Origin of the sequence: Marinibaculum pumilum (assembly GCF_042646425.1) — a bacterium.
GTDB lineage: Bacteria > Pseudomonadota > Alphaproteobacteria > Ferrovibrionales > Ferrovibrionaceae > Marinibaculum > Marinibaculum pumilum.
Genome location: NZ_JBHRTR010000034.1, coordinates 296,382 through 321,267, shown reverse-complemented (window position 1 = coordinate 321,267; position 24,886 = coordinate 296,382). Strand labels below are relative to the sequence as shown.

The following is a 24,886-nucleotide window of genomic DNA, read 5'->3' as shown; positions in this document are numbered from 1 at the left end:
GGCCTGCGTCAAGATGCATGCCCTGAAGCTTCATTGATCGTCCGGGGGCCCGATGTCTGCCGCAGCCGACCGCAAGTCCGCCGACCCCCGCTTCCTGCGCAGCCTGGAGGCGCTGCTGGCGGCCGTGACGGCGCTGGCCGACAGCGAACCGCTGGCCGGCATCTCGATCACCCGGGTGGTGGAGACGGCCGGGGTGACCCGACCGACCTTCTACCAGCACTTCGCCAGTGTGGCGGAGGCGGCCCAGCAGGCGGCGCTTGCCCGCCTGTCGGCGGCCTATCCGCCGCTGGATCCGGCGCTCCTGGATCCCGCCCCTGCGGACGGCCCGCTGACGGAAGACGAGATCCAGCGCCGCATCGAGCGCCATGCCCTGCCGGTCCTGCAGCACCTGCTGGCGCACCGACCGTTCTACCTGCGGGTGCTGGACGGCGCCGGCACGGCCCAGTTCTTCGACGAACTGGTGGCGTTCCTGTCCGCCCGCCTGCTGCCCGGCGCGTTCGAGGCTGCGGTGCGGCGCAGCGGTGCCACCACCGCCGACATGCTGACGATCCAGGCCAGCGGCATCATGTGGCTGGTGATCCGCTGGCTGCGCAGCGAGGCCGGCGGCGAGGCGCCGGAGGCCATGGCCGGGCGCCTGGCCCGCGCCGTCACCGCGATGCTTCTGCCGCCGCGCACGCCGGACGCCTATTGAGGCCATAGGCGGGCCGCCCGCCCCGGCGGCCCGGGATCAGCGGGGACCGGGCGGTGGCGCCGGGACGGGTTTCTCCATCTCCACGATCGTGAAGCCGGGCCGCGCCGGGTTCGGCCGGCGCCCCGTCTCGCGATAGCCGAGGGACGCATAGAGCGCGATGTTCCGTTCCATCAGGGCATTGGTGTAGAGCCAGACGGCCGCCTTGCCGGCCGCCGCCGCACGGCGCTCCGCCTCGGCCAGCAGGGTACGGCCGATGCCCTTGCCGGCATGGCCGGGATCGACGGCCAGGTTGTAGACCAGGTCGCGCACCTCGCCCGGCTCGACCTCGACCAGGCCGACCGCCGTTTCCCCGTCGCAGGCGAGCAGGACCTTGCCGTCCGCGATCCAGGCCTGATGGTCCGCGGTCACCGGCTCCGGCGGATAGCCGAGCACGGGCAGCCATGCGGCATAGGCCCGCTTCGTGATCGCGCGGACAGCGGCAATGTCGCCCGCACCGGCAATGCGGAAATGCACCACCACGGGCGCGCCCCTCAGGTCAGGCGCAGCACCAGGCTCTCGTCATAGGGCAGGGCCGGATGCGCGAAGCGGTTGCCGTTGCGCACATAGTGGATCGCGCAGGCGCGGCGCCAGCGGTCGGACCTGTTGTCGGCCGACTGGTGCCAGGTGCCGCCGTGGTGGAAGCTGACGCCGCCCGCCGGCACCGGCGCCGGCACCATCTCCCGGGTCGCCGCCCTTGCCGGGGGGATCAGCAGGTCGTAGGGCCGCTCCGGCGGCGCCTCGTGCGGCACGATGCCGTGCAGGTGGCTGCCCTCGGCGTAGTGCAGGCAGCCATTCTCCAGGTCGGCATCCTCCAGCGCGATCCAGGCGGTGACCATGCCGTCCGGATCGGCCGGGCCGAAATAGTAATTGTCCTGGTGCACCGGCTTCGGCCCGCCGCCATGCGGCGGCTTCATGAAGATCTGGCTGAAATAGGCGCTGACCCCGCGGCCGATCAAGGTTTCCACGCAGTCCAGCAGCGGCCGGTGCGCCGCAAGCCGGCGAAACAGCGGCCGGTTGGCATGGGGATTGTCCAGCTTGCGCAGCACGGCGGACTGCGCCTCCGCCCGGCTGGCCGAATTGTCCAGGTACCAGGCCCGCTTCGCGTCATCCAGCTGTTCCAGGAAGGCGGCGCTCCAGGCCATCGCATCGGCGATCGCGCCCTGCATCTGTGCCGGCGAGAAGATCGCCGGCACGGTGACATGGCCGGTGCGGCGGTATCGGCCGACCCAGTCGTGCCAGGTCGGGCCTTCGCCACGGGACAACGCGGCCGGCGGCATGTCGTCGAGGACGACGAGGTCGGGCGAAGTGGATTCGGACGTCATTGGGGCGGTCATCTGGCATGCCCTCCTGCCCAGCTGCATCTTTTAACCGTATGGTTACATAGATGCGGCGGGCCGGCAAGCACCCGCAGTCCGGCGACGGCCTACGGCCGCACCCCCGCCAGGATCATCTGCCGGACATGGGCGCGCCAGGCCTGCCGCGCCTCGGGCCGGCTCAGGTCCTCGCCGAAGAACATCGACAGGGTCACCGCGTTGGACTGCGCGAAATAGATCTGGCCGACGATGGAGAGGTAGAGATGCACCTCGGAAATGCCAGGGCGGAAGCTGCCCTCGGCCACGCCGCGCTCGATCAGCCGGGCCAGGTTCTTGCGGAAGCCGGGGCCGAATTCCGTCAGCCGGGGCGACTGGGACAGATGCCGCCCGCGATGCAGGTTCTCGCTGTTCAGCAGGGTGATGGAATCCGGGTGCCGGTCGTAATGGTCGAAGACCATGTCCACGAACTGCGCCAGCAGCGCCGCCGGCGCGCCCGTCTCCACCTCCAGGTTCGCCGCCAGCGCCGACAGCTCGTCGTAGACCTGCTCCAGCACCGCCGTGAACAGGCCTTCCTTGTGGTGGAAATAGTAGTAGAGCATCCGCTTGTTCAGGCCGGCCTGGGCGGCGATCCGGTCGACCCGCGCCCCGGCCAGCCCAAAGCTGGCGAACTCCGCCCGTGCGGCGGCGAGAATGTCGCGCTGCGCCCGCGCCGGATCGCGGGTGGCATGGCGCCGCGCCCGGCGGCCGCCCCCTTCGGCGCCATCCGTGGCCGGGATGGCGCCGGCGCTCTCGCCGTCGCGGTCGCCGCTCAACTGCCTTCCAGCCTCCGGTCCTGCACCACCACCAGTTTCTCCAGGCCGATGACGATGCCGTACAGCACGACGCCGATCAGGGTGGTCAGCAGGACCGCCATCAGCATCGCCGCGGTGTCCAGGGTGACCTGCACCTGCAGCATCAGGTAGCCCAGTCCCTCGCCCGAGGCGATGAACTCGCCGACGATCGCGCCGGCCACCGCCAGCACCACGGCGACCTTCATGCCGGAAAAGATGTAGGGCAGCGAACCGGGCAGCTGGATCTTGGTAAAGACCTGCCAGCGCGAGGCGCGCAGTGCGCGCACCAGGTCCAGCAGGTCGGGCTCGATCTCCGTCAGCCCGCGGGCGGTGGTCAGCAGGATCGGCAGGAAGCAGATCGAGAAGGCGATGATCGAGTTCGGCAGGAAACCGTAGGAGAACCAGACGATGATGATCGGCCCCAGCGCCACCTTCGGGATCATGTTGGTGGACAGGATCGCCGGCATCATCAGTTCCGTCGTCAGCGACGACCAGGAGAACAGGACGGCGATTCCCACGCCGAAAATCACCGCCGCGAAAAAGCCGAGGAAGATCTCGCCCGCGGTGACCAGCGTGTTGTGCGTCCAGTCGTAATCCTCGCCCAGCGCCATCAGGGTGTCCCATGGCGTGGCCATCACATATGGCGGCACATCCCCCAGAACGACCCAGAAATGCCAGATCGCGATCAGGACGACATGGACCAGGACCGCCAGGGTCCAGCGTCGCCAGAGCGACTGTTTGGAGCGCATCTTCCCTCCCCGTTCGACAGCACGGCTTGTCTGTATTAACCAATCAGATAATTATAGCCTCAATTGCTGGGAGGGTACCATGTCGAGCAACGAGCCCCGGATCAAAACCACCGTCGTCGGGTCCTATCCGGTCCCGGACTGGCTGACCGCGCTGCCATCGTCGCAGGCGCTCACCGACGCCACCCGCGTCGTCCTGGGCATCCAGGAGAGCGCCGGGATCGACCTTGTCTGCGACGGCGAGCTGTACCGGTTCGACGTCAACCACCCCGAGACCAACGGGATGATCGAGTATTTCGTCTCCCGCATGGGCGGGGTGCGCACCGCGGTGCAGTTCGAGGAAGTGATGGCCTATCGCAGCCGCGCGGGCATGCGCTTCCGCGCCGCGCCGCCCGGCGTGGTGGACGGGCCGCTGTCCAGCGGCACCCTCGACCTGCCGCAGGCCTGCAACAAGGCGGTGGCGCTGGCGTCCAGGCCGCTGAAATTCACCCTGACCGGCCCGCACATGCTGGCGAAGACCCTGATCGACACCCATTACGGCAAGCTGCCCGACCTGGCCTTCGCGATCGCCGATGTGCTGGCGGAGCAGGTCCGGCACTGCAACGCCGCGGTGATCCAGGTCGACGAGGCGAACCTGCCGGGCAGCCCGGACGAGGGCGGCTGGGCCGCGGAGGCCATCAACCGGGTGCTGGATGCGGTGCCGGGCACGCCGGCGGTGCATCTGTGCTTCGGCAATTACGGCGGCCAGACCATCCAGAAGGGCGGCTGGGGCGCGCTGATGGCCTACCTCAACGCCCTGCACACCGACCATATCGTGATGGAATGCGCTCATCGCCCGCTGGAGGAACTGGAGGTGTTCCGCGACCTGCGGCCGGAGATCGGTCTGGGCCTCGGCGTGGTCGACATCAAGTCGACCGTGGTCGAATCGGCGGACTCCATCGCCCACCAGATCGAGCGGGCGGAGGGCCTGCTGGGCGAAGGCCGGGTGCGCTACATCCATCCCGATTGCGGCTTCTGGATGCTGAAGCGCTCTATCGCCGACGCGAAGATCCGCGCCCTGACGGCCGGCCGCGACCTGTTCGAGGGGCGGCAGGTGGCGGACGCGGCGCAGTAGCGGCGACGGATCGGGGCAGGCCATGGCCGCCTGACGGCCGGCCGCGCCCCGCTTTCTCGCCTCTTCGAGCCGTCGGGGGCGGCCTCAGGGCACCAGCCATTGCCGCGACAGCCGGCCCTGCGGCCAGTCGAAGGCGGCGCGGCGATGGCCGTCCGCGCCCAGATACAGCCATTCCAGCCGGGTCACGGCGAACAGCAGGACGGCGAACCGTCCGCGCCCCGCGTCCGGATCGCCGCCCGCGGGCGGATGGCCATGCTCCGGCGCCGGGATCGGCGTGCCCGGTCCCGGTTCCACCCGGTAGCAGATCCGGCTGGACAGGCGGCTGGCGGCCCAGGCGCCGTCCACCAGCCCGCCGTCGCGATGCACCGACACCGCACCGTCGAGGCGAAGCTGGATCGCTGCCCCCGCGTCGTAGACATGCAGGGCTGAACGCGGCTCCGCGCCAAGCTCGGCAACCTTCGCGGAGCGGCTGTCGGTGTGCAGCCGCAGGCATCGCGCCTGCGCGTCCACCGCCCGCAGCACGACAGTGCGGACGGACGGCGCGCCGTCCGCCCGGACAGTGGCCAGTGCCGGCCGGTTCCATGCCCTGGCATCGCCCGCCGCACCGGCAGCCAGCAGACGCCATGCCGCGTCCAGGATGCCGTCGAGATCGTCGGCCGATTGCGGCAGCATCGCGACGACAGGCTCAGCGCCGCAGCGCCGCCTCCACCAGGAACATCCGGTCATTGCCGAAATACATGTCGTCCCCGTCGACGAACATGGTGGGCGAGCCGAAGCCGTTGCGGGCGATCAGTTCGTCGGTATTCGCGCGCAGCTTCGCCTTCAGCGCCGGATCGCGCACGGCGGCCATAAACTCGCCGGTGTCGAAGCCGGCCTCGGCAGCGATCTCCTGCAGCACCTCGTCCTGCGCGATGTCGCGGTCGCGGCCCCAATAGGTGTCGCCCACGATCATGTTGTAGCGGTGGATCATGCCCCGGTCCTGCGCATAGAAGGCGCCGCGCATCGCCGCGGCGGAATTGACCGGAAACACCGACGGCCGGAACTTGATCGCCACCCCGTAATGGCGCGCGCAATCGGCCAGGTCCTTGCCCATGTGGCGGTATTTCGGGTGGTCGGGCGCGGCCCGGGTCTCATAGACCTCCTTGTTCACGGCGTTGAACACGCCGCCCACCAGGATCGGCTTCCAGACCAGTTCCGCGCCCGCCGCCTCGGCCAGGGCCTCGACCCGGCTCGCCGCCAGGTAGGTCCAGGGGCTGGACAGATCGTAGAAGAACTCGAGCTTGTGCAAGGCGGCCTCCCCGGCTTTCCTATCGTTCATGCTGCGGGGCGGATACTGCCAGCCCCCGGCGGGCAAATCGAGCGCGGGACACCGGGGGGATCCGGGATGAACGGAGACGAAATCGCAGGCGGACATGCGCCGCTGGCCTTCACCTGGTTTTCGCCGAAGACGGAGAAGCGCGGCAGTGGCATCGAAGGCACCGGCCTGTTCGCGAAAGCCCCCATCGCCAACGGCGAATGGCTGGTGGTCAAGGGCGGCCATGTCATTGATCGGGCCACCCGCGACCGGGTGGCGGAGGAACTCGGCCCGGCGGAGATCCAGATCGGCGACGACCTGTTCATCGGCCCGCTGAATGCGACCGAGCGGGAGGGTTCGATGATGCACCTGAACCATTCCTGCGACCCGAATGTCGCGATCCAGGGCCAGATCGTCTTCGTCGCCCTGCGCGACATCGCAGCGGGCGAGGAACTGGCCTTCGACTACGGCACCGGCGATGACGACGACTGGGAGATGGCCTGCCGCTGCGGCAGCCCGGCCTGCCGCGGCACGATCACCGGCCGGGACTGGCTGCGGCCGGACCTGCGGCAGCGCCATGCTGGCCGCTTCGCCGACTATCTGGCACGCCGGATCGCAGCCGAGGGCGGCTGACCGGCGGTCGCCTCCCGGCGGGTCTCAGCCCTTCGACGCGACCGGCCGCAGCGCCGGCCGGCGGGGCATGGCCGGCCCGTCAAGAGTGCTGGCAGGCAGCGTTGCGGCGGCTACGACGGCAAGCGCCGCGGCCCGCACCGGCCGGCCGCCTTCCCCTGACGGACGGAGCAGACGGGTGGCGCCGCGCCGCATATGATCCGCCGGCTGCGGATCTGTCCGCGCCAGGACCGCAGCGGCCGCAGCCAGGGCCAGGGCCAGCATGGCCCGCGCCGTCGGATCCGCCGGCGGGTCGCCGCGCAGGCGGCTTTCGGCGGCGGCCATGAGCGCAGGGCGCGCTTCCGTCAGTCCCGCATGGCGCGCCAGTTCCGCCGCCGCCCAGAGCGCGGCGGCCGCAGCAAGCTCCGCCGTCTCCGGTCCCGCCTCCCCGGGCAGCCGGGCCACCGCGCCCATGACACCGGCGGCCCGGGCATACCGCCGCTCCGCGACGGGATCCGGCAGGCGCGCCCAGGCGGCCACCGCCAGCGCGATTTCCAGTGGACCGGGCGCCACCGGCACCGACTGCCGGGTGAAGGCGAACCGGCCATTGGGCCGCCAGGCCGCGTTCACCGCCTGCGCAGCGCGCGCCTGCAGCCCGCGCAGGGCCGGATCGCCGGCCCGATCCTGGCCCAGCGCCTCCAGCGCCAGCACCGTCGCGGTCGCGACCGCCGGCACCGGCGGTGCATCCGGCATCGGGCCGGAGAGCAGGTCGTCGCCGTCCGTCGGACGGCCGGCCAGCGCAACCGCCAGGCCGACGTCATCGCCGGCTCTGCCGGCGGACGCCAGCGCCCAGAGCGCCATCCAGCCGTCCAGCAACCCGGCATCCGGCGGACCGCCCTGTTCCGCGGCATGGCGGAGCGCGGGCAGCAGCAGCGCCGCACCTTCTGCCGCCATCGGGCCGGAAGACATGGACTCTGGCTGCGTCACGATGGAGATTTCCGCTGCATCACAGAACCGAGATCACGAAACCTGGGGAGAGACGTCATGTTCCGGACCGACCTGATGAAGGGCAAGCGCATTCTGGTGACCGGCGGCGGCACCGGGCTCGGCAAGTCGATGGCGACCCGCTTCCTGGAGCTGGGCGCGGAGGTCTTCATCTGCGGCCGCCGCCTGTCGGTGCTGGAAGAGACGGCGAAGGAGATGGCCGATGCCACCGGCGGCAAGGTGACCCCGCTGGCCTGCGACATCCGCGTCGCAGACGCGGTGGAGGAGGTGGTCGCCGAGGTCTGGCGCGGCGGGCCGCTGGACGCCCTGGTCAACAACGCCGCCGGCAACTTCATTTCGCCCACCGAGGATCTGAGCCCTCGCGCCTTCGACGCGATCTCCAACATCGTGCTGCATGGCACCTTCTACATGACCAATGCCTGCGGCAAGCGCTGGCTGGCCGACGGCCACAGCGCCAGCGTGCTGTCGATTCTGACCACCTGGGTCTGGACCGGGTCGCCCTATGTCGTGCCTTCGGCAATGTCGAAGGCCGGCGTGGCCGCGATGACCAAGAGCCTGGCCGTCGAATGGGGGCCGCGCGGCATCCGCTGCAACGCCATCGCCCCCGGCCCCTTCCCCACCGAAGGTGCCTGGGCGCGGCTCAGCCCGACCCCGGAGCTGGCGGAGCGGCAGATGAGCTCGATCCCGATGCGGCGCTATGGCGAGCATTCGGAACTGGCCAACATGGCCGCCTTCCTGCTGGCCGACGAGGTCGCCTATATCAACGGCGAGGTGATCGCCATCGACGGCGGGCAGTGGCTGTACGGCGCCGGCACCTTTGCGCGGCTGGGCGAACTCAGCGACGAACAATGGGGCGAGATCCGCGAGCTGATCCGCGGCACCACCGCCAAGGACAAGGCGCAGCGCAGCGTCTGACGCTGTCCTTCAGGTCAGGTCGTCGAGGCGCAGGTCGATCCGGCGGAAGGCCGCCTCCGCCCCGCAATAGAGGGCGAAGGCGAGCAGGCCGCCGCCGATCGCGGCCAGCCAGAGGGGGCCCGCCGGCAGGGTGGAGACGAACTCCAGCGCATCCTGCATCGTGGGGGGATCGTCGGCGGTACGCACACGCAGCGCGCCGAGGACCAGGATGCCCGCGATCAGCACGAAGACCAGGCCGCGCGCCATCAGGCCGTAATGGCCGATGAAGCGCACCACGGCCCGGATCCGCGGCCGGTCCGGCAGGTGGCGCTCGAAGGTCAGGCGCCAGCCTTCGATGAAATGCGCGATCCCGGCGCCGGCCACGACCGCGGCGACGATGCAGAGCAGCAGCGGCGAGCCGGCGACAATGCCGAACAGCTCGCGCCGGGCGTCATCGCCGCTGCCGCCCAGGTCCAGCAGCAGGCCCAGCGCGAAGGCGGCCAGCAGGGCGTGGGCGGCGGCACTGCCCAGCAGGCCGCCGCGGATCAGCAGGCCGCGTGCGCTGCGGCCGTGATTGTCGGTATCGAGGAGGGCCTGCGCCAGCCGCCACAGCGCGAAACAGGCCAGCCCGAAGACCATGACGGCGACCAGCACCCCGCCCAGCGGCTGCGACATCAGCTCGGTCAGCGCGTCCTGGCTGCTTTTCGGATGCGCCGCGCCGATCGCGGCCATGATGGCGAACCAGCCGACGATCAGAAAGACGATGCCCCGCGCCGCATAGCCGCCGCGGGCGAGTATCGGGATCATGCCTGCCCTCGATTGCGCGTTGCGCCGCTCCCCCGGGGCGCGGTCGGTAGCGGGGAAACGCAGCCGGTGGCGCCCCGGTTCCGAAGCGGTCAGTCGCGGACCTGGCTGGGCCGCGCGTCGGGCACCACGGAATAGGCGCAGAGCCCCAGGATCAGGGCGCCGCCGCAGACGATGAAGACGGCGCGATAGGCCGCTTCCGGGATCGCGCCGTCGACCTCCGGGAAGAGGCCGATCAGCCAGCCGGTCAGGGTCTGCATCGCCGCCACGCCGGCCATCACGGCAACGTTCAGCACCGACATGCCGCGGCCGACCTTGTCGACCGGGAACAGCGCGCGGATATGGCTGAGCAGGATGACATTGGCGGAGCCCATCATGCCCAGCAGCACCAGCAGCCCGACGGCGACCGACAGCGGCAGGTGGCCGGCAAAGGCCAGCACGGCATAGCTGGCGACGGAGACCAGGGTGGTGGCGAAGACGATGCGCTTGCGCGTGTCCAGCCAGCGGTCCAGCGGCGCCGCGCAGGCATAGCCGGCCAGCACGCCGATATGGACCAGGGTCAGAACATTGCCGCGCGCATCGGTGTCCAGGCCGTATATGTCCGCCAGCCAGGGGCCGGCCCAGAGACCGATCACCGTGATGATCGAGGCATAGGCGACGAAGTTCATCGCGAACAGGAACGGCACGTTGCGGTTGACGACCACCGAGAGCAGGCCCGACAGCACCTGCCCCAGCCGTTCGCCCTGGCTGCGCGGCACCTTCGCGCCCGGTGGCGCGTCGCGCACGATCAGGAACAGCTGCACCACCAGGACGAAGGTCAGGATGCCGGAGAACAGGAAGCTCTCCCGCCAGCCGAAGGCCTGGCTGCCATAGGCCAGCGGGCTTGCCGACAGAAGGTTGCCGGTGCCGCCGATGAACAGCACGGCGGCACCCAGGGTGGCGAAGTGCCGCTGCGAGAACCAGCGGGCGAAAACCACGAAGCTGCCCATCAGCACTGCCGAGCAGCCGGCCCCCTGCATCAGCCGGCCCAGCAGCGCCGGCCCGTAGCTGCCCGACAGGCCGACCAGCAGGGTGCCGATCACCGTCACCATCATCATCGCCGCGATCACCCGCCGCGGACCGAAGCGGTCGAGCAGGACGCCGGCCGGGATCTGCGCGACCGCGAAGGCGATGAAATAGGCGCCGTTGAGGAAACCCAGTTCACCCGGGCTCAGCGCCAGGTCGGCCCCCACTTCCGGCGCGATCACCGCCAGCGCGGTGCGGTAGAAATGGCTCATCATGTAGACGAGGCCGAGGCTGAGCAGCAGCACGATACCCTGTGACGGCGTGACCCGCGCACGCGCCGCTTCGGGCGCGGCGTCAGGCGCCGGCCGGCCGTCCGCAGCCGACGGGCTGTCGGTAAACTGCGCCAAGGACGTTCCCCCTATTCACGGTTCCGCGCGGCCCGCTTTCCGCCTGTGCCGGCGGTTCCACCGCCCGCAGGCCCGGAACGGGACGGCAACAGGCAGTGATCCGGGCGTTATTACGCTACGATGCCGCCAGGGGTAAACCGGACGGGCATCGGCCCGACCGCGCCCGCAACAGCGACCGGAGCCGATGATGGCCGGACTCTCGCCTTTCCGCCCGCTGCCGCGGCGCCGCATCCCCGTTGGCGGCATGCCTGCCGTGCGTTTCCGGCAGGTGGCCGTCATGGCGGCATGCATGCTGTTCCTGGCCCCCGGGCAGGTTGGCGCCTACGACTGGCGGAACCGCGCACCCGACAGGCCCTGGGAGCCGACGCCGGAGCAGCTGGAACCATGCGCGCGGGTGGAACGCGATCCCGACTCGCTGACATATTGCAAGCACAAGTCGGACGGGCGGTGGACCATCCTCGACGAGGCCCTGCCGAGCCTGATTCCCGGCGCCTTCATCACCTTCACCGATCACGAGGGTCGCTTCTGTGTCTATGCCCATGCCCCCTATGCCAACAACGGCCGCAGCCGGCCGGAGGCCACGACGAGCTGCCGCACCCCGGACGGCAGCTACGTGCCCAGCGATGCGATACCGTAGTCGGGCCTGCCGGGCGGGGGGGCGCTGCGCATGACCGCTGCCGCCGCAGACCTCGCCGATCCCGCGATCTACCAGCACTGGGAGACCCAGACCCTGCGCTTCTCGGACCAGGACAGCCAGGGCCATATCAACAACGTCGCCTATGCCGCCTATATCGAGGCCGGCCGGGTCGCCTTCTGCTACGACATCATGCGCGAGGCACCGGGCGAAGGCGCCGACTTCGTCCTGGCCCATCTGGCGATCGACTACCGGGTGGAGATGCACTATCCGGGCACCATCAGGATCGGATCCTGCGTGCACCGCATCGGCACCAAGTCGGTGCGCCTGGGCCACGGCATCTTCCTTGACGGGCGCCTGCACGCCACGGCGGAATCGGTGCTGGTCTTCATCGACACGAAACACCGCAAGTCCATCGCCGTGCCCGACGGCATGCGCGCGGTGCTGGAGGCATTGCGGCCGGTCGCGCCGCCGCCGGACGCCCTTGCCGCCGACAGCGGTGCCGGCGGAGGCGCATCCTGACCTTCCCGACCTAGGACAACCGACACGATGCGCGAGACGGAACTGCGGCTGGCGCTGGTCTGCTATGGCGGCATCAGCCTTGCCGTCTACATGCACGGCATCACCAAGGAGGTGCTGAAACTGGTGCGCGCCTCTGCCGCCCTGCGGCCAGGCGGGCCGGCCCCCCGGCGCTGGCATGAGGACAGCGAGCCGGTCTACCGCGACCTGCTGCAGCGGATCGGCGCCCATGTCGACCTGCGGGTGGTCGTCGATGTGGTCGCCGGCGCCTCCGCCGGCGGCATCAACGGCATCATCCTGGCGCGCGCCCTGGCGCACGACCTGCCGCTGGAGCCGCTGACCGCGCTCTGGCTGAAGAACGCCGATATCAGCGAATTGATCGCGCCGGAGAACATCGCCCGCCCCTGGAGCAAGTGGTACATGCGACCCGTCATCTGGGGCGCCAACATGCGCGGGCTGGAACGGCTGGCCGGCGATACGGAAACGCAGGAAAAGCTCTCCACCTTCCTGCGCTCCCGCTGGTTCAAGCCGCCCTTCGAGGGGACGATCCTGGCCCGCATGCTTCTGGACGGCTGCGACGCGATGGACGAGGCGGCGGATGCGGCCGGCGGCAGCCGTGCCGATGACGCGCCGTTCAGCCTGATGCCGCCGGGGCATCGGATGGACCTGTTCGTCAGCGTCACCGACTTCTACGGCTATCGCCAGCTGATCCGCCTGCATGACCCGGCGGAGATCGTCGAGCGCGAGCACCGCCATGTCCTGGACTTCACCTACCGGCGCGCCCTGGACGGACGGGAAGAGAGCGATTTCGGCCGGGAGTCCGTGCCCGGCCTGGTCTTCGCGGCGCGGGCGACCTCCTCCTATCCCGGTGCCTTCCCGCCCGCGCAGATCGCGGAGATCGACCAGGTGATCGCGGCCCGCGGCCGCGCCTGGCCGCGGCGGGGGCATTTCCTGGCGCATTGCTTCGAGGCCTATCGCGCGCATGACCCGGTCTATGGCACCGATCCGGAGAAGACCGCCTTCATCGACGGCAGCGTCCTGAAGAACAAGCCGTTCGCGGAGGCGATCGCCGCGATCCGCGCCCGCCCCGCCGACCGGCAGGTGGATCGCCGCATTGTCTATATCGAGCCGACCCCGCGCCGACCGGCGCCGCCGCCTTCGGGTAAGGTCCCGGGCTGGTTCCGTACGATCCGGGCGGCGCTGTCGGACATCCCCCGCAACGAGCCGGTGCGCGACGACCTCGCCTGGATCTCCGAGCATGCCGAGCAGGTGAAGGAGCTGCGCGCGGTGATCGCCGCCAGCTGGCCGCGGATCGAGGCCCTGGTCCAGGGCATCACCGGCCGCCGCCGGCTGCTGAAGCCGCGCCCGGCCGACTTCACGAAATGGCGCAACGCGGCGCATCGCGCCACGGCACGCGAGGTCGGCTTCCTTTATGGCGGCTATCGCCGACGTCAGGTCGCCGCCGCCACGGTGCAGGTCACGGAGATCGTCACCCAGCTGACCGGCTGGGCCGCCGACGGGGCGGAGGCGGCGGCCTTCGCCCGCAACCTGGCGGACTGGCAGTCGGCCCATGGTCTGGCCCTGGAGCAGGACTTCGACGACCTGCCGCCGGCCACCGACCCGATGGAGGGCGCGCTGGCCTTCCTGCGCAGCTTCGATGTCGACTATCGCCTGCGCCGGGTGCGCGGCCTGATCCAGGCGGTGAACGAACGCTATGCGGAGCTTGCCGACGATGCCGAGGCCGACCGGCATCGCGGCCTGCTGAACGATGCCAAGCGCAGCCTCTACCAGGAGCTGGAGGCGCTGCGCCACATGCGCCTGGGCCGGCTCGACAACCGGGAGGCGCTGGCCGCGCAGTTCGACGGCCTGCCGCCGCCCGGCGATCCGGAGGCGGTCGCCCGCACCGGCTCGGCCCTGCAGAGCCTGGCTGCGGCGATGGTGCTGGAGACATCGTCGGAGCGGCTGGACGCGCTGCTGGCCGGGATCAGCGCCGAACGCGTCGCCCGGGCGATGCTGCGGCCGGTGCATGTCGCCTATATCGGCTTCGCCTTCATCGACCTGCTGATGTTCACCATGACCCACTGGGAGGATGTCGGCGAGCTGGACGAGATCCGGGTCGACCGGATCAGCCCGGAGGATGCCGACAGCATCCGCCCTGGCGGTGCAGAGGCCTGCCTGAAGGGCATCCGCTTCGGCAGCTTCGGCGCCTTCTTCAGCCGCGCCAGCCGCGAGAACGACTATCTCTGGGGCCGCCTGCACGCGGTGGACCGGCTGATGGACATCGTCTGCGACGCCGCCGGCCCGCAGGCCGCGCCCGACGCGGCGGCGCGCGAGGCGCTGAAGCGCGATGCCTTCCGCGCGATCCTGGCCGCCGAACGGCCGGCCCTGCGGCAGATCCCGGAGCTGTTCGACGCGATCGAGGCGGAGCTGGCCGCCCGCAAGGGCGAAAGCTGACCCCTGCCCGTCGAGGTTGCATCTCTGCGCCCTTGCGCGAGCGGGCGATCCGGGCCGTACTGTGCGACAGAATTGTCGGACAATCGGCACGCAAGGACGGAGGAACGCATGGCTGTCAGCATCGACCGGATCGGGGAAACCTGCGACCTGCTGGGCGAAGGCCCGCTGTGGGACGTGGCGGAGCAGGCCTTCTACTGGATCGACAGCCGCAACGGCATCATCCACCGCCTGGACTGGGCGAGCCAGAAGCGGCGCGGCTGGGATGTCGGCCAGAAGATCGGCTCCATGGCCCTGCGCGCGGGCGGCGGCGCGGTCTGCGCGCTGCAGGACGGCTTTCAGTTCTTCGACTTCAACAGCGGCGAACTGACCATGATCGAGGATCCGGAGGCGGACGAGCCCCGCACGCGATTCAACGATGGCAAGGTGGACCGCCAGGGCCGCTTCATCGCCGGCTCGATGGCGCAGTTCGAGCGCGAACTGGCGCTGGGCAGCTACTACCGGCTCTGGCCCGACGGCCGGCTGGAGAAGCTGGTCGGCGACATCAAGGTCGCCAACGGCCCCTGCTTCAGCCCCAAGGGCGACATCTGGTATTTCGCCGACAGCCGCGCCCGCTGCATCTACGCGATGGACTATGACGGCGAGACCGGCGCGATCTCCAACCGCCGGGTGGCGGCCGACCTCGGCCAGTGGGACTCTGTGCCCGACGGCACCACCGTCGATGCCGACGGCAATCTGTGGACCGCGATGGTGGTGTCGGGGAAGGTCGGCTGCATCTCGCCGAAGGGGGAGCTGATCCGCACCATCGACATGCCGGTCAGCTATCCCTCCTCGGTGATGTTCGGCGGCCCGAAGCTGGACATCCTGTTCGTCACCTCGATCCTGGATTCCGGCAACCGCCGCGCCGACGAGGCGGAGGCCGGCGGCCTGTTCGCCGTCACCGGCCTGGACGTGGAAGGCGTGCCGGAGCCGCGCTTCAAGGGATAGCGGCCACCCGTCATCTCCCGCCCCGAGCATGGGATCTTGCACCGACGGTGCAACGTGCAGTTCCCGGCTGAGGGACCTGAGTTGACGCAGAAAGCACAGTTGCGGCCGGGTCGGCGCTAGCATCCCCCTGGGATTTGGCAATACCGTTGGTTGATCTTGTCCTGTCCTTTGTGCCTGCAAAGTTGGCGGCCTCTGGAAACAGGCCGGCACCAATCGATCCCGGAGACGTCCAATGGGCAAAGCGAGCCACGGTTGCGCATGTTGCGGTACCGACCTCGGAAACCTGTTCGCCGCGAACAAGCATGTGCGCCAGCGGTCTTCGTCCGGACCGGCCGCTGCCCCGGTCCGACCGTCGGCCCCGGGTACCCTGGGCCGGCGGGATTTCCTGAAGGGAACCGTCGCGACCGCCGCATCGGGCACCTTCCTGCCATCGGTTGCCCAGGCGGACACGCAACGGGCGAAGGTCTTCACCGGCGGCACCATCCTCACTGTCGATGCCGACTTTTCGGAGGCAGAGGCGCTAGCGATCCGCGGCAACAGGATCATTGCGGTCGGCACCGACGAGGCGGTGCGCGCCGCGGCAGGTAGCAATGCAGAAATCATCGATTTGTACGGCATGACCATGTTGCCGGGCTTCGTGGACGCACACACCCATGTCGTAAGCGGCTCCGTCCTCGCCTCTCTCACCGACTATGTGGGCATCCAGCGCTTCCGATCGACACAGGAAGTGCTCGACCACATCGCGGCGGTCGCGGCGAAGGCCCGACCCGGCGACTATCTCGCATTCCGCAACTACGACCCTTCGCTGCAGACCGGACCGGACGCGATCGGCTTCGCCGAGTTGGATCCGATCGCGCCGCATAATCCGGTCTTCGTCCTGAATGCCTCCGGTCATCTTGGATATGCGAACCGGCAAGCCTTCTCCTACGCAAAGGTCCCCGAAGACGTCCCGGACCCGCCCGGGGCGGAGTTCGTACGGGATCTCGAGGGCCGTCTGACCGGTGTGATGAAGAATAATACTGCATGGCTGCAGGTCTTCGGCCCGAGCCCGATGGTTTCGTCCGTCAATCCGGCCGACGCCATCGTCAGCGTCGCGGCCTCCTGGTCGCGTGTCGGCCTGACCACGGCCAGCGAGTTGTCGCTGGGCTCGTTCTCCCACAGCCCTGCCGACATTGGCTTCCTGGAAGATGCGAACCGGAGCGGCCGCCTCAATCTCCGCGTCCGCACCTACCCGTTCTATACCCTCGGTACCGAGGTCTGGGACAAGGCCGGCGTCACCCAGGGCATGGGCAACGATAAGATCCGTGTGGCCGGGTTCAAGCTGATCGCCGACGGCTCGAACCAGGGCTATACGGGCCTGCAGCGCGAACCCTATCTGGGCACCGACAGCCGCGGGCTGGCCTATACAAGCCGCGAGGAACTGACCCGGCTGGTCATGGACCGCGCAAGCAAGGGTTGGGGCCTGGCGATCCACGGCAATGGCGACGCGGCGATCGACAATATCCTGGACGCGCTGGAACAGGCCCATGCCTCGGGCATCGACATCGCGGCCCTGCGTCCGCGGATCGAGCATTGCTCGATCCTGCATGACGGCCAGATCAAGCGCATCAAGGCATTGGGCGCGAATCCCAGCTTCCTGATCGGCCATGTCTACTATTGGGGAGCCGCCTTCCGCGACGATATCTTCGGCACGCAGAAGGCTTGGCTGCTGGACCGTTGCGGAAGTTGCGAACGCGTCGGTGTGCCCTACTCGCTGCATTCCGACTTCTTCGTGCTGGACCCCGACCCGTTGCTGCAAGTCGGCATCGCCGTGACCCGCAATACCTTCTTCGAGCCCGACTATGTCCTTAACCCCGATGAGCGTGCCAGCGTCGAAAATGCGATCCGCGGCGTCACCTCGGAAGCAGCCTGGCAGCTCTTCTCCGACCATGAGGTCGGCTCGCTGGAGGTCGGCAAGCTCGCCGACATGGTGATCCTGGAGGCGGACCCTCGGACCGTCGCCCCCTCCGCCATTAAGAATATCCGGGTTATGCAGACCTGGTTCGACGGGCGGCAGGTCTACGCCGCCTGACGGCCCGAACGCAGCCCCGACCGCCTGGCAACTGCACCATCAGATGATCTCGTCCTCGTCGAACAGGGGGTCGGCGCCGAGCTGCACGGTGAGACTGTCGATGGTCGCCTCCGGGTCGTCGGCGGCGCCCATCTCGGCGATGTGGAACAGGCCGTCGCCCTCGTTCACCACCGGCAGGTTGGTGCGGCCGACGATCAGGCCGGGCCGGGCGGCATGCACCTCGGTCTCCACCTCGCCGAACGGGTCGGAGACGATGCCCAGCAGGTCGCCCTCGGCCACCCGCTCGCCGGTGGTCTTGAAGGTGCGCAGCAGGCCGCCCGCCGGCGCCCGCAGCCAGTGGCTGGCGGCGGAGCGGATCGGCACCGCCTTCGGCCGCGCCACCCCCTTGGCGCCGATCATGGCCATGTGGCGCATCACCCGCAGGATGCCGCTGACCCCGACCCGCACCGCGAACTCGTCGAAGCGCAGGCCCTCGCCGGCCTCGTAGACCAGCACGTCGACCCCGTCGGCCTGCGCGGCATGGCGCAGCGAGCCCTCGCGCAGGCCGGCGGTCAGCACCACCGGCGCGCCGAAGGCGCCGGCCAGGTCCAGCAGCTGCGGCCGGTCCGGCGCGATGCGGATCTGCGGCAGGTTGGTGCGGTGGATGGAGGCGGAATGCAGGTCGATCCCCAGGTCGGCGCGGCGCACCACCTCGGTCATGAACAGGCCGGCCAGGCGTCGCGCCAGGGAGCCGCCGGCGCTGCCGGGGAAGGCGCGGTTCAGGTCGCGCCGGTCGGGCAGGTAGCGCGACTGGTTCAGGAAGCCGAAGGCGTTGACGATCGGCACCGCCAGCAGGGTGCCGCGCAGGCCGTCCAGGTTCGGCGCCCGCAGCAGCCGGCGGACGATCTCCACCCCGATCACCTCGTCGCCATGGATCGCGGCGCTGACGAACAGCACCGGCCCCGGCCGGCGGCCGTGGACGACATGGACCGAGAGGGTCACCGGCGTATGGTCGGACAGCACGCTGACCGGCAGGTCCACGGTCTGCCGGCTGCCCGGCGCGATCCGGCGGCCGCCGATCTGGAACGGCCGGACCTTGCCGGCGGCCTTCTCAGCCACGTCCGGCCCCGCGAACCTTGTCCGGCGTCAGCCCCGGCCCCCTCTAGCCCTTGCCCTTGGTGCGGGTCTTGCCGGGCTTGGCCTGCTTTTCCAGGAATTCGATGATCTGGCCGGCGATGTCCTTGCCGGTGGCCTTCTCCACCCCTTCAAGCCCGGGGGAGGAATTGACCTCCATCACCACCGCGCCGTGATTGGCACGCAGCATGTCGACGCCGCAGACATTGAGGCCCAGCGCCTTTGCCGCGCGGACGGCGGTGGAGCGCTCCTCCGGCGTGATCCGCACCGCCTGGGCGCTGCCGCCGCGATGCAGGTTGGAGCGGAACTCCCCCTCCGCCCCCTTGCGCTGCATCGCCGCCACGACCTTGCCGCCGATCACCAGGGCGCGGATGTCGGTGCCGCCCGCCTCCTTGATGAATTCCTGCACCAGGATGTTCACCTGGGCGCCGCGGAACGCCTCGATCACCGACTTGGCCGACCGGTTGGTGTCCGCCAGCACGACGCCGATGCCCTGCGTGCCCTCCAGCAGCTTGATCACCAGCGGCGCATCGCCGGCCAGCTTCAGCACCTCTTCGGTCTGGCGCGGGTCATGGGCGAAGGTGGTCACCGGCAGGCCGATCCCGTCGCGGGCCAGGATCTGCATCGACCGCAGCTTGTCGCGGGAGCGGCCGATGGCCACGGACTCGTTGAGGGGATAGACCCCCATCATCTCGAACTGGCGCAGCACGGCCAGGCCGTAGAACGTTACGGAAGCGCCGATGCGCGGGATGATCGCGTCGAAACGCGGCAGCTTCTCGCCGTTGTAGTAGACCTCCGGCCGCCGCGAGGCGATGTTCATGTAGCAGCGCAGGGTGTTGATGATCGTGAGTTCGTGGCCGCGCGCCTCGGCCGCTTCCTTCAGGCGCTTGTGGGAATAGAGTCCCGCATTGCGCGCCATCATCGCGATCTGCACGTCCGGCCTCCTCAGCCTCCGCGCAAGGCGCGGTCCGTCTGTGTCCACAGCCCAGGGAACCCGACCGGCCCAGGTAAGTTTCCTTGGGGTCGTTCCCCGCTGCCTCCACCTACGACCGTAAAGGGTCGGGCGGCGGCGATCCACCGCCGCCCGAGTCCGAGGGGGCCGGAACTACTTCGCCGGCGGCGGTTCCCAGCCGAAGACCGACTTGATCTCCAGGAACTCGTCAAAGCCGTAGCGGCCCCATTCGCGGCCATTGCCCGACTGCTTGTAGCCGCCGAAGGCGGCACCGAAGTCCGGCAGGGCGCCGTTCAGGTGCACGGTGCCGGTGCGCAGCTGGCGGGCGACCGCGCGGGCGCGGTCCAGGCTGGCCGAGGTGACGCCGCCGGACAGGCCGTAGCGACTGTCATTGGCGATGTCGATCGCGTCGGCCTCGTCGCGATAGCCCATGATCGACAGGACCGGGCCGAAGATCTCCTCCCGCGCGATGGTCATGTCGCGGGTGACCTTCGAGAACACGGTGGGACGGACATAGTAGCCGCGGTTCAGCCCCTCCGGCCGGCCGGTGCCGCCGGCGACCAGGTCGGCACCCTCCTTGATGCCGGTCTCGATCAGGCCCTGGATCTTGTCGAACTGGGTCTTGCTGACCACCGGGCCGACCATCGAGTTCTCGCCGAACGGGTCGCCGACGGTCGTCTTCTCCGCCGTCTCCTTGGCGATCTGGGCGACCTCGTCCATCCGGTCCAGCGGCACCAGCATGCGGGTCAGCGCGTTGCAGGACTGGCCGGAATTGAAGAACACGCCACGGGCGCCGCCCTTCACCGCCTTCGGGAAATCGGCATCGTCCAGCAGGATCAGCGCCGACTTGCCGCCCAGTTCCTGGTGCACCCGCTTCACGGTGTCGGCGGCGGCCTTCGCCACCTCGATGCCGGCGCGGGTGGAGCCGGTGAAGGAGATCATGTCGATATCGGGATGGGTCGCCAGCGCCTGGCCCACCGTCGGCCCGTCGCCGTTCACCAGGTTGAAGACGCCTTTCGGCACCCCGGCGTCGTGCAGGATCTGGGCGAGCAGCAGGGCGGAGGTCGGCGCGATCTCCGACGGCTTCAGCACCATGGTGCAGCCGGCCGCCAGCGCGGGCGCGATCTTGCACATCATCTGGTTGACCGGCCAGTTCCAGGGGGTGATGAAGCCGACCACGCCGACCGGCTCGCGGGTGACCAGCGAGGTGCCGCGGATCTCGTCCGCCTCGAACGCCTTCAGCGCCTTGATCGCCTGCATCAGGTGGCCGATGCCGGCCGGCGCCTGCGCCTGCTTGGAGAAGCCGAGCGGCGCGCCCATCTCGCGGCTGATCGCCTCCGCCATCTCGTCGATGCGGGCCTTGTAGCCGTCCAGCACCTTCGACAGCAGGTCCAGCCGCTGCTCCTTGCTGGTCGCCGCGAAGGCCGGGAAGGCCGCCTTGGCCGCCGCGACCGCGCGGTCGACATCATCCTGGCCGCCCAGCGCGATGCGGGCAAAGGGCTCCTCGGTGGACGGATCGATCACGTCCAGCTTCTGCGCGGTGGCGGCGGCGGTCCAGCCGCCGTCGATATAGAATTCCAGATGTTCCTGCACGATCCTCTCCTCCCGGAATCTCTGCGAATGAGCCATGGCGTTCGGGCGCGGAGTGTCCTGCCGCCGGCCCCCGCAATCAAGGGGGCGATCAGGCGTCACGACCCAGGGCCGGCGGAATTCCCGCTCAGCGCGGCGAGCCCGGAACCGGATAGCCGCCGGCATTCCAGGGCAGCACGTTCACCGCCTCCACCCGCCACAGCCCGTCCGGCAGGCGGTGCATGCGGGTGACTGAGAAATTGTCGATCAGCACCCGGGTCACCGCCCCCAGCGGGATCTGCAGGACATGGGCGATGGCCGACTTGATCGGCCCGCCATGGGCCACGGCCACGATGTCGCGGTCGCTATGCTCGTTCGCCCAGCGGTCGAGGATGCGGCCGACCCGGTCGTGGACATCCTGGTAGGATTCGCCCTCCGGCGGGCGGTGGCCCAGCGGGATCGGCCAATGGTCGTTGTCCTTGACCCCGCCGGCGCGGGCCAGCGCCTCCTGGTAGGTCAGGCCCATATAATTGCCGAAATACTGCTCCGCGATCTCCGGCACGATCTTCAGCTCCGGCCGGTGGTCGGCATAGGCCAGGATCGCCTCCGCCGTCATGCGGGTGCGGTGCATCGGGCTGATCACCCAGTCCGCATCCCGCGGCAGGTGCGCCGCCAGCGCCTGCGGCGCCTCCGGCAGCGGCACCTCGATCTCCACATCCTCGCTGGGATAGATCACCCCCGCCTGACGCCCCAGCACCGGCCCGTGCCGCACCCAGAACAGCCTCAACGCCATCGCTCGCTTCCTTCGCTTTCCATCGTCCCGCCATCCCGGGACCCGCCGTGTCGGTCCGCCCCGACCCGGTCGCGCAGACCGGCCAGGACATGCCTGGCCTGCCCGACTGTCGCCGGCCAGGTCTCCGCCCAGCAGCAGTCATGCCCCTGCCCCGCCACCACGAGAAGCGCACCGGGTGCCTCCGCCGGCAGCCGCCCGAGATAGGAGTCGGCCACAAGGCGCGGCACGACATCGTCGACGGCACCGACCAGGTGCAGTTGGGGAACATCCGCCAGCGCCGCCGCGGCATCGGCCGGGTTCAGCGATGCCGCCAGCGGCGTGACCCGGTGATGGGCCGTCCAGGCGCGATGGTCAAGATTGCCCGCCACCGTGACCAGGGCGGCGACATCGTCGCGCGCCGCGGCCATCAGCACGGCCAGGCCGCCGCCACCGGAATAGCCGATCAGCTGCACCAGGGGCGTGCCCGCCCTCGCCTTCAGCCGGTCGACCGCCCGGTTCATCGCCGCCACCGTCTCCGGCGCGAAGCGCCCGCCGGACCAGTAGGCCGGCGGACAGGCGGCACCGTCGGCAAGCCGCAGCCGGTACTGGCAGGGCCGCGCCAGCCAGGCGACCGACGGTGCCGGATCGGCCGCGGCCAGCCGCAGGCCCAGCGGGTTGCGCGGCGTGGGATCGGCCGACAGGCGGGTGCGGCTTTCCCAGGCCAGGCCATCGCCCTCCAGATAGACGGCGAGCGCCGGCGGCGGCGGCTCGGCGACACGGGCATAGGCCAGCAGGCGGAACGGCGGCGCCGGCACCTCCAGCGGCTGCAGACCGCCGGCGCCGGCAATCTCCGCGGCGGCCGCCAGCCGCGACGGGTCGGCCCGCCGCGGCGCGGGCGGCTCGCTCGCTCCGGCGCAGCCGGCAAGCACCAGCAGGGCGGCGACGGCCGCCGCCGCCCGCCGGAGGTGCGTCACGTCAATCGGGGATCAGCACCATCTTGCCGAAGAAGTTGCGGTCGGCGGTCCGCGCCGCCGCCTCGCGCACCTGCGACATCGGCATCGCCGCATGGATTACCGGCTGCAGGCGCTTCTGCGCCACCAGGCCGAAGACATGGGCCAGTTCCCGCCGGCCGCAGAAATGGCTGCCGTGGAAGTGCATCCGCTTGCGGAACAGCTCGATGACGTTGACCGGCACGATCTCTCCGGCATGGGCGCCGCAGGTCACCAGATGGCCGTCGGGCCGGACTGCGTCGATGCTCTGGCGCAGCACCTCGCCGCCCACCGACTCGATCACCAGGTCGACGCCGTCGCCGCCGGTCAGCGCCAGGCATACGTCGCGGAGGCTCTGGGTTGAGTAGTTCACCACCTCGTCGGCGCCCAGTTCCTTCGCCCGCTCCAGCTTCGCGTCGGAGCCGGCGGAGGCGATCACCCGTGCGCCGTGCAGCTTCGCGACCTGGATCGCGGAGGTGCCGACACCAGAGCCGGCGGCATTCACCAGCACCGTCTGGCCGGCCTCGACCCGGCCTTGCACCACGGTCATGTGCCAGGCGGTGCCGAAGCAGACCATGGAGGCGGCCGCCGTCTCGAAATCCAGCCCGTCGGGCAGTTTCACCAGCGCGTCCGCACGGCTGATGCAGTACTGCGCATGGGTGCCCCAGAGGTCGACGCCGATCCGTCCATGGGTGAAGTCCAGCCCGTCCAGCCCTTTCAGCCAGAGCCGGCTGCGCGGATCGCCCTGCGGCATGAAGATGGCGACCCGGTCGCCGACCGCGACCGCTTCCGCACCGCCATCCACGCCGGGGCCCAGGGCCTCCACAACGCCGACGCCTTCGACCCCCAGCACATGCGGCAGGGCCTGCTGCACGCCGGACACCCCTTCGCGGATGTCATGGTCGAAATGGTTGACGCCGGACGCCTTGATCGCGACACGGACCTTCCCCGCGCCGGGCTCCGGCGTCGCCACCTCCGCATAGTCGAGCTTGTCGACGCCACCATGTTCGTGGATCACCACGGCCTTCATCGCCGGCCCCCCTTCCAAGTCAGTCCATTCATGTCCGCCACTCAGTAGCGGTTGCTGCGCAGATGCTCTGCATAGGATTTCACAGCTTCCTCCAGCACGGTCCGCGGCGTCCAGCCCAGGTCCCGCTCCGCGGCTGCGGTGTCCATCGGCGGGATCGCGCCGTCGACCGGCGGCGGCCCGCCCTCCTGCACCTCCATCCGGGCCGCCGGGATCGCCGCCTTCACCGCGGCATGCAGGCGCATATAGTCGATGCGCGGGCCGCCCAGGTTGTAGACCCGGGCCGGCGGCGCCTCGATGTCCAGCGCGGTCACCACCGCATCGACCACATCCTCAACATGAATGAACTGCCGGCCGAAATGCGGCGCATGCGGCAGCAGGGTCGTCCTTCCCGCCAGGGCGTCGGAGATCATGGTGTGCACGATGCAGTCGGTCCGCCGCCGCGGCCCGTAGACCCAGCCGATACGGAACGACAGGGTGTCGGTCCAGCCGTTCTCGGTATAGGTGCGTGCCAGCCATTCGCCGCAGACCTTGCTGGCCGCATACATGTCGTTGACCTGGAACGGCGAGGCCTCCGTCAGCGTTTCCCCCGCCCCGGCGGCCGGCCAGTAGACCACCAGGCTGGAGCAGTAGACGGTGCGGCGGATGCCGTGCAGCCGCGCCGCCTCCAGCACGTTCAGGGTGCCGTCGATGTTGATCCTGGCGATGCTGGCCGGGTTGTCGCGCGCCAGCATCGGCCCGGAAATGCCACCGCCGTGGAAGACGCAGTCGATATCCTCCGCCATCAGGGCATGGATGCGGTGCACGTCCAGCAGGTCCGCCACCTTCCACGGCCAGGGCACCTGGCCGTCCGGCGGCGCCACGTCCGTCGCCAGGATCGGCCGCCCGGCCGCGTGCAGGCGTTCGCAAAGGGTGCGCCCGATCAGCCCGCCCGCGCCCGTGACAAGTACCCTGCCTTTCGCCATCGCCCGCTCCTCTCTCTGTTGCTCCCCGGATGTCGGACCGACACCCGCCGTCTGACGCCTATCGTATTCAAGAACGGCGGCCCGAC

The 24,886-nt window shown here is 69.9% G+C and carries 25 protein-coding genes; 9 read left to right on the top strand and 16 right to left on the bottom strand.

Features of this window, described 5'->3' with window-relative positions; genetic code table 11:
* The first annotated feature begins 52 nt into the window (after nt 1-52).
* On the top strand, nt 53-691 hold the full coding sequence (locus ACFOGJ_RS21355) for a TetR-like C-terminal domain-containing protein (protein ID WP_379904365.1): 639 nt from the start codon (nt 53-55) through the stop codon (nt 689-691).
* 36 nt (nt 692-727) lie between these two features.
* Here the strand turns inward: ACFOGJ_RS21355 and ACFOGJ_RS21350 are convergent, their stop codons facing one another.
* The 4 genes from ACFOGJ_RS21350 to ACFOGJ_RS21335 form a co-directional block, all read right to left on the bottom strand.
* Nucleotides 728-1,210: a GNAT family N-acetyltransferase gene (locus tag ACFOGJ_RS21350; RefSeq protein ID WP_379904363.1), complete on the bottom strand. Its 483-nt coding sequence runs from the start codon at nt 1,208-1,210 to the stop codon at nt 728-730.
* Between the two features lie 11 nt (nt 1,211-1,221).
* Entirely contained in the window at nt 1,222-2,064 is an 843-nt protein-coding gene (locus ACFOGJ_RS21345; protein ID WP_379904361.1) for a phytanoyl-CoA dioxygenase family protein, read from the bottom strand.
* Nucleotides 2,065-2,153: 89 nt separating this feature from the next.
* A complete protein-coding gene (locus ACFOGJ_RS21340) occupies nt 2,154-2,855 on the bottom strand; it encodes a TetR/AcrR family transcriptional regulator (protein WP_379904359.1) in 702 nt (233 codons plus the stop codon).
* Nucleotides 2,852-3,622, bottom strand: coding sequence for an ABC transporter permease (locus ACFOGJ_RS21335; RefSeq protein WP_379904357.1), 771 nt, complete (start codon nt 3,620-3,622; stop codon nt 2,852-2,854). The genes ACFOGJ_RS21340 and ACFOGJ_RS21335 overlap by 4 nt, the downstream gene beginning before the upstream one ends.
* A 79-nt stretch (nt 3,623-3,701) precedes the next feature.
* Between ACFOGJ_RS21335 and ACFOGJ_RS21330 the strand changes: the two genes are divergently transcribed.
* Nucleotides 3,702-4,733, top strand: a complete 1,032-nt coding sequence (locus ACFOGJ_RS21330) for a cobalamin-independent methionine synthase II family protein (RefSeq protein ID WP_379904355.1) — start codon at nt 3,702-3,704, stop codon at nt 4,731-4,733.
* 84 nt (nt 4,734-4,817) lie between these two features.
* Here ACFOGJ_RS21330 and ACFOGJ_RS21325 read toward each other — a convergent pair whose 3' ends face one another.
* Together ACFOGJ_RS21325 and ACFOGJ_RS21320 are read right to left on the bottom strand one after the other, a co-directional pair.
* Nucleotides 4,818-5,405 (bottom strand): pyridoxamine 5'-phosphate oxidase family protein, encoded by a 588-nt coding sequence (locus ACFOGJ_RS21325; protein ID WP_379904353.1) that lies wholly within the window; start codon nt 5,403-5,405, stop codon nt 4,818-4,820.
* Between the two features lie 13 nt (nt 5,406-5,418).
* Nucleotides 5,419-6,021: a 2-hydroxychromene-2-carboxylate isomerase gene (locus tag ACFOGJ_RS21320; RefSeq protein ID WP_379904351.1), complete on the bottom strand. Its 603-nt coding sequence runs from the start codon at nt 6,019-6,021 to the stop codon at nt 5,419-5,421.
* A gap of 96 nt (nt 6,022-6,117) precedes the next feature.
* Here ACFOGJ_RS21320 and ACFOGJ_RS21315 point away from each other — a divergent pair, with 96 nt between their 5' ends.
* Nucleotides 6,118-6,660 carry an SET domain-containing protein gene (locus ACFOGJ_RS21315; RefSeq protein ID WP_379904349.1) on the top strand — a complete coding sequence of 181 codons (543 nt, stop codon included), beginning with the start codon at nt 6,118-6,120 and terminating at the stop codon, nt 6,658-6,660.
* 24 nt (nt 6,661-6,684) lie between these two features.
* Here the strand turns inward: ACFOGJ_RS21315 and ACFOGJ_RS21310 are convergent, their stop codons facing one another.
* Entirely contained in the window at nt 6,685-7,623 is a 939-nt protein-coding gene (locus ACFOGJ_RS21310; protein WP_379904347.1) for a hypothetical protein, read from the bottom strand.
* Between the two features lie 57 nt (nt 7,624-7,680).
* On the opposite strand from ACFOGJ_RS21310, the gene ACFOGJ_RS21305 reads away from it, so the two are divergent.
* Nucleotides 7,681-8,556 carry an SDR family oxidoreductase gene (locus ACFOGJ_RS21305; protein ID WP_379904345.1) on the top strand — a complete coding sequence of 292 codons (876 nt, stop codon included), beginning with the start codon at nt 7,681-7,683 and terminating at the stop codon, nt 8,554-8,556.
* Nucleotides 8,557-8,565: 9 nt separating this feature from the next.
* Here ACFOGJ_RS21305 and ACFOGJ_RS21300 read toward each other — a convergent pair whose 3' ends face one another.
* Together ACFOGJ_RS21300 and ACFOGJ_RS21295 are read right to left on the bottom strand one after the other, a co-directional pair.
* Complete coding sequence (locus tag ACFOGJ_RS21300) at nt 8,566-9,342, bottom strand: DUF1206 domain-containing protein (RefSeq protein WP_379904343.1); 777 nt, start codon at nt 9,340-9,342, stop codon at nt 8,566-8,568.
* An 89-nt stretch (nt 9,343-9,431) separates the two neighbouring features.
* Nucleotides 9,432-10,751, bottom strand: coding sequence for an MFS transporter (locus tag ACFOGJ_RS21295; protein ID WP_379904341.1), 1,320 nt, complete (start codon nt 10,749-10,751; stop codon nt 9,432-9,434).
* Between the two features lie 277 nt (nt 10,752-11,028).
* On the opposite strand from ACFOGJ_RS21295, the gene ACFOGJ_RS21290 reads away from it, so the two are divergent.
* From ACFOGJ_RS21290 to ACFOGJ_RS21270, 5 genes are all read left to right on the top strand, one after another.
* Nucleotides 11,029-11,388 carry a hypothetical protein gene (locus ACFOGJ_RS21290; protein ID WP_379904340.1) on the top strand — a complete coding sequence of 120 codons (360 nt, stop codon included), beginning with the start codon at nt 11,029-11,031 and terminating at the stop codon, nt 11,386-11,388.
* Between the two features lie 30 nt (nt 11,389-11,418).
* Entirely contained in the window at nt 11,419-11,907 is a 489-nt protein-coding gene (locus ACFOGJ_RS21285; RefSeq protein ID WP_379904338.1) for an acyl-CoA thioesterase, read from the top strand.
* Nucleotides 11,908-11,934: 27 nt separating this feature from the next.
* Nucleotides 11,935-14,358, top strand: a complete 2,424-nt coding sequence (locus tag ACFOGJ_RS21280) for a patatin-like protein (protein WP_379904336.1) — start codon at nt 11,935-11,937, stop codon at nt 14,356-14,358.
* A 108-nt stretch (nt 14,359-14,466) separates the two neighbouring features.
* Entirely contained in the window at nt 14,467-15,342 is an 876-nt protein-coding gene (locus ACFOGJ_RS21275; protein ID WP_379904334.1) for an SMP-30/gluconolactonase/LRE family protein, read from the top strand.
* 232 nt (nt 15,343-15,574) lie between these two features.
* Nucleotides 15,575-17,413: an amidohydrolase gene (locus ACFOGJ_RS21270; protein ID WP_379904332.1), complete on the top strand. Its 1,839-nt coding sequence runs from the start codon at nt 15,575-15,577 to the stop codon at nt 17,411-17,413.
* 39 nt (nt 17,414-17,452) lie between these two features.
* Here the strand turns inward: ACFOGJ_RS21270 and ACFOGJ_RS21265 are convergent, their stop codons facing one another.
* The 7 genes from ACFOGJ_RS21265 to ACFOGJ_RS21235 form a co-directional block, all read right to left on the bottom strand.
* On the bottom strand, nt 17,453-18,511 hold the full coding sequence (locus tag ACFOGJ_RS21265) for a succinylglutamate desuccinylase/aspartoacylase family protein (protein WP_379904330.1): 1,059 nt from the start codon (nt 18,509-18,511) through the stop codon (nt 17,453-17,455).
* A gap of 43 nt (nt 18,512-18,554) precedes the next feature.
* Nucleotides 18,555-19,460 (bottom strand): 30S ribosomal protein S6--L-glutamate ligase, encoded by a 906-nt coding sequence (gene rimK / locus ACFOGJ_RS21260; RefSeq protein WP_379904328.1) that lies wholly within the window; start codon nt 19,458-19,460, stop codon nt 18,555-18,557.
* Nucleotides 19,461-19,631: 171 nt separating this feature from the next.
* Nucleotides 19,632-21,071 carry an aldehyde dehydrogenase family protein gene (locus ACFOGJ_RS21255; protein WP_379904326.1) on the bottom strand — a complete coding sequence of 480 codons (1,440 nt, stop codon included), beginning with the start codon at nt 21,069-21,071 and terminating at the stop codon, nt 19,632-19,634.
* Nucleotides 21,072-21,195: 124 nt separating this feature from the next.
* The gene (locus tag ACFOGJ_RS21250) at nt 21,196-21,840 is read right to left on the bottom strand and encodes a histidine phosphatase family protein (protein WP_379904324.1); all 645 of its coding nucleotides are present in this window, start codon (nt 21,838-21,840) and stop codon (nt 21,196-21,198) included.
* Nucleotides 21,831-22,793, bottom strand: coding sequence for an alpha/beta hydrolase (locus ACFOGJ_RS21245; RefSeq protein WP_379904322.1), 963 nt, complete (start codon nt 22,791-22,793; stop codon nt 21,831-21,833). Before ACFOGJ_RS21245 ends, ACFOGJ_RS21250 begins: the two co-directional genes overlap by 10 nt.
* Nucleotide 22,794: 1 nt before the next feature.
* The gene (locus tag ACFOGJ_RS21240) at nt 22,795-23,838 is read right to left on the bottom strand and encodes a quinone oxidoreductase family protein (protein ID WP_379904320.1); all 1,044 of its coding nucleotides are present in this window, start codon (nt 23,836-23,838) and stop codon (nt 22,795-22,797) included.
* 41 nt (nt 23,839-23,879) lie between these two features.
* Nucleotides 23,880-24,800: an NAD-dependent epimerase/dehydratase family protein gene (locus tag ACFOGJ_RS21235; RefSeq protein WP_379904318.1), complete on the bottom strand. Its 921-nt coding sequence runs from the start codon at nt 24,798-24,800 to the stop codon at nt 23,880-23,882.
* Nucleotides 24,801-24,886: the final 86 nt, after the last annotated feature.

What these genes read in the sequence shown, in the direction of transcription:
- ACFOGJ_RS21280 (WP_379904336.1), top strand. Translation starts at nt 11,935, where the DNA reads ATGCGCGAGACGGAACTGCGGCTGGCGCTGGTCTGCTATGGCGGCATC.
- ACFOGJ_RS21345 (WP_379904361.1), bottom strand. Translation starts at nt 2,064, where the DNA reads ATGACCGCCCCAATGACGTCCGAATCCACTTCGCCCGACCTCGTCGTC.
- ACFOGJ_RS21290 (WP_379904340.1), top strand. Translation starts at nt 11,029, where the DNA reads ATGGCGGCATGCATGCTGTTCCTGGCCCCCGGGCAGGTTGGCGCCTAC.
- ACFOGJ_RS21305 (WP_379904345.1), top strand. Translation starts at nt 7,681, where the DNA reads ATGTTCCGGACCGACCTGATGAAGGGCAAGCGCATTCTGGTGACCGGC.
- ACFOGJ_RS21275 (WP_379904334.1), top strand. Translation starts at nt 14,467, where the DNA reads ATGGCTGTCAGCATCGACCGGATCGGGGAAACCTGCGACCTGCTGGGC.
- ACFOGJ_RS21270 (WP_379904332.1), top strand. Translation starts at nt 15,575, where the DNA reads ATGGGCAAAGCGAGCCACGGTTGCGCATGTTGCGGTACCGACCTCGGA.
- ACFOGJ_RS21335 (WP_379904357.1), bottom strand. Translation starts at nt 3,622, where the DNA reads ATGCGCTCCAAACAGTCGCTCTGGCGACGCTGGACCCTGGCGGTCCTG.
- ACFOGJ_RS21315 (WP_379904349.1), top strand. Translation starts at nt 6,118, where the DNA reads ATGAACGGAGACGAAATCGCAGGCGGACATGCGCCGCTGGCCTTCACC.
- ACFOGJ_RS21330 (WP_379904355.1), top strand. Translation starts at nt 3,702, where the DNA reads ATGTCGAGCAACGAGCCCCGGATCAAAACCACCGTCGTCGGGTCCTAT.
- ACFOGJ_RS21285 (WP_379904338.1), top strand. Translation starts at nt 11,419, where the DNA reads ATGACCGCTGCCGCCGCAGACCTCGCCGATCCCGCGATCTACCAGCAC.
- ACFOGJ_RS21300 (WP_379904343.1), bottom strand. Translation starts at nt 9,342, where the DNA reads ATGATCCCGATACTCGCCCGCGGCGGCTATGCGGCGCGGGGCATCGTC.
- ACFOGJ_RS21240 (WP_379904320.1), bottom strand. Translation starts at nt 23,838, where the DNA reads ATGAAGGCCGTGGTGATCCACGAACATGGTGGCGTCGACAAGCTCGAC.
- ACFOGJ_RS21325 (WP_379904353.1), bottom strand. Translation starts at nt 5,405, where the DNA reads ATGCTGCCGCAATCGGCCGACGATCTCGACGGCATCCTGGACGCGGCA.
- ACFOGJ_RS21355 (WP_379904365.1), top strand. Translation starts at nt 53, where the DNA reads ATGTCTGCCGCAGCCGACCGCAAGTCCGCCGACCCCCGCTTCCTGCGC.
- ACFOGJ_RS21250 (WP_379904324.1), bottom strand. Translation starts at nt 21,840, where the DNA reads ATGGCGTTGAGGCTGTTCTGGGTGCGGCACGGGCCGGTGCTGGGGCGT.
- ACFOGJ_RS21235 (WP_379904318.1), bottom strand. Translation starts at nt 24,800, where the DNA reads ATGGCGAAAGGCAGGGTACTTGTCACGGGCGCGGGCGGGCTGATCGGG.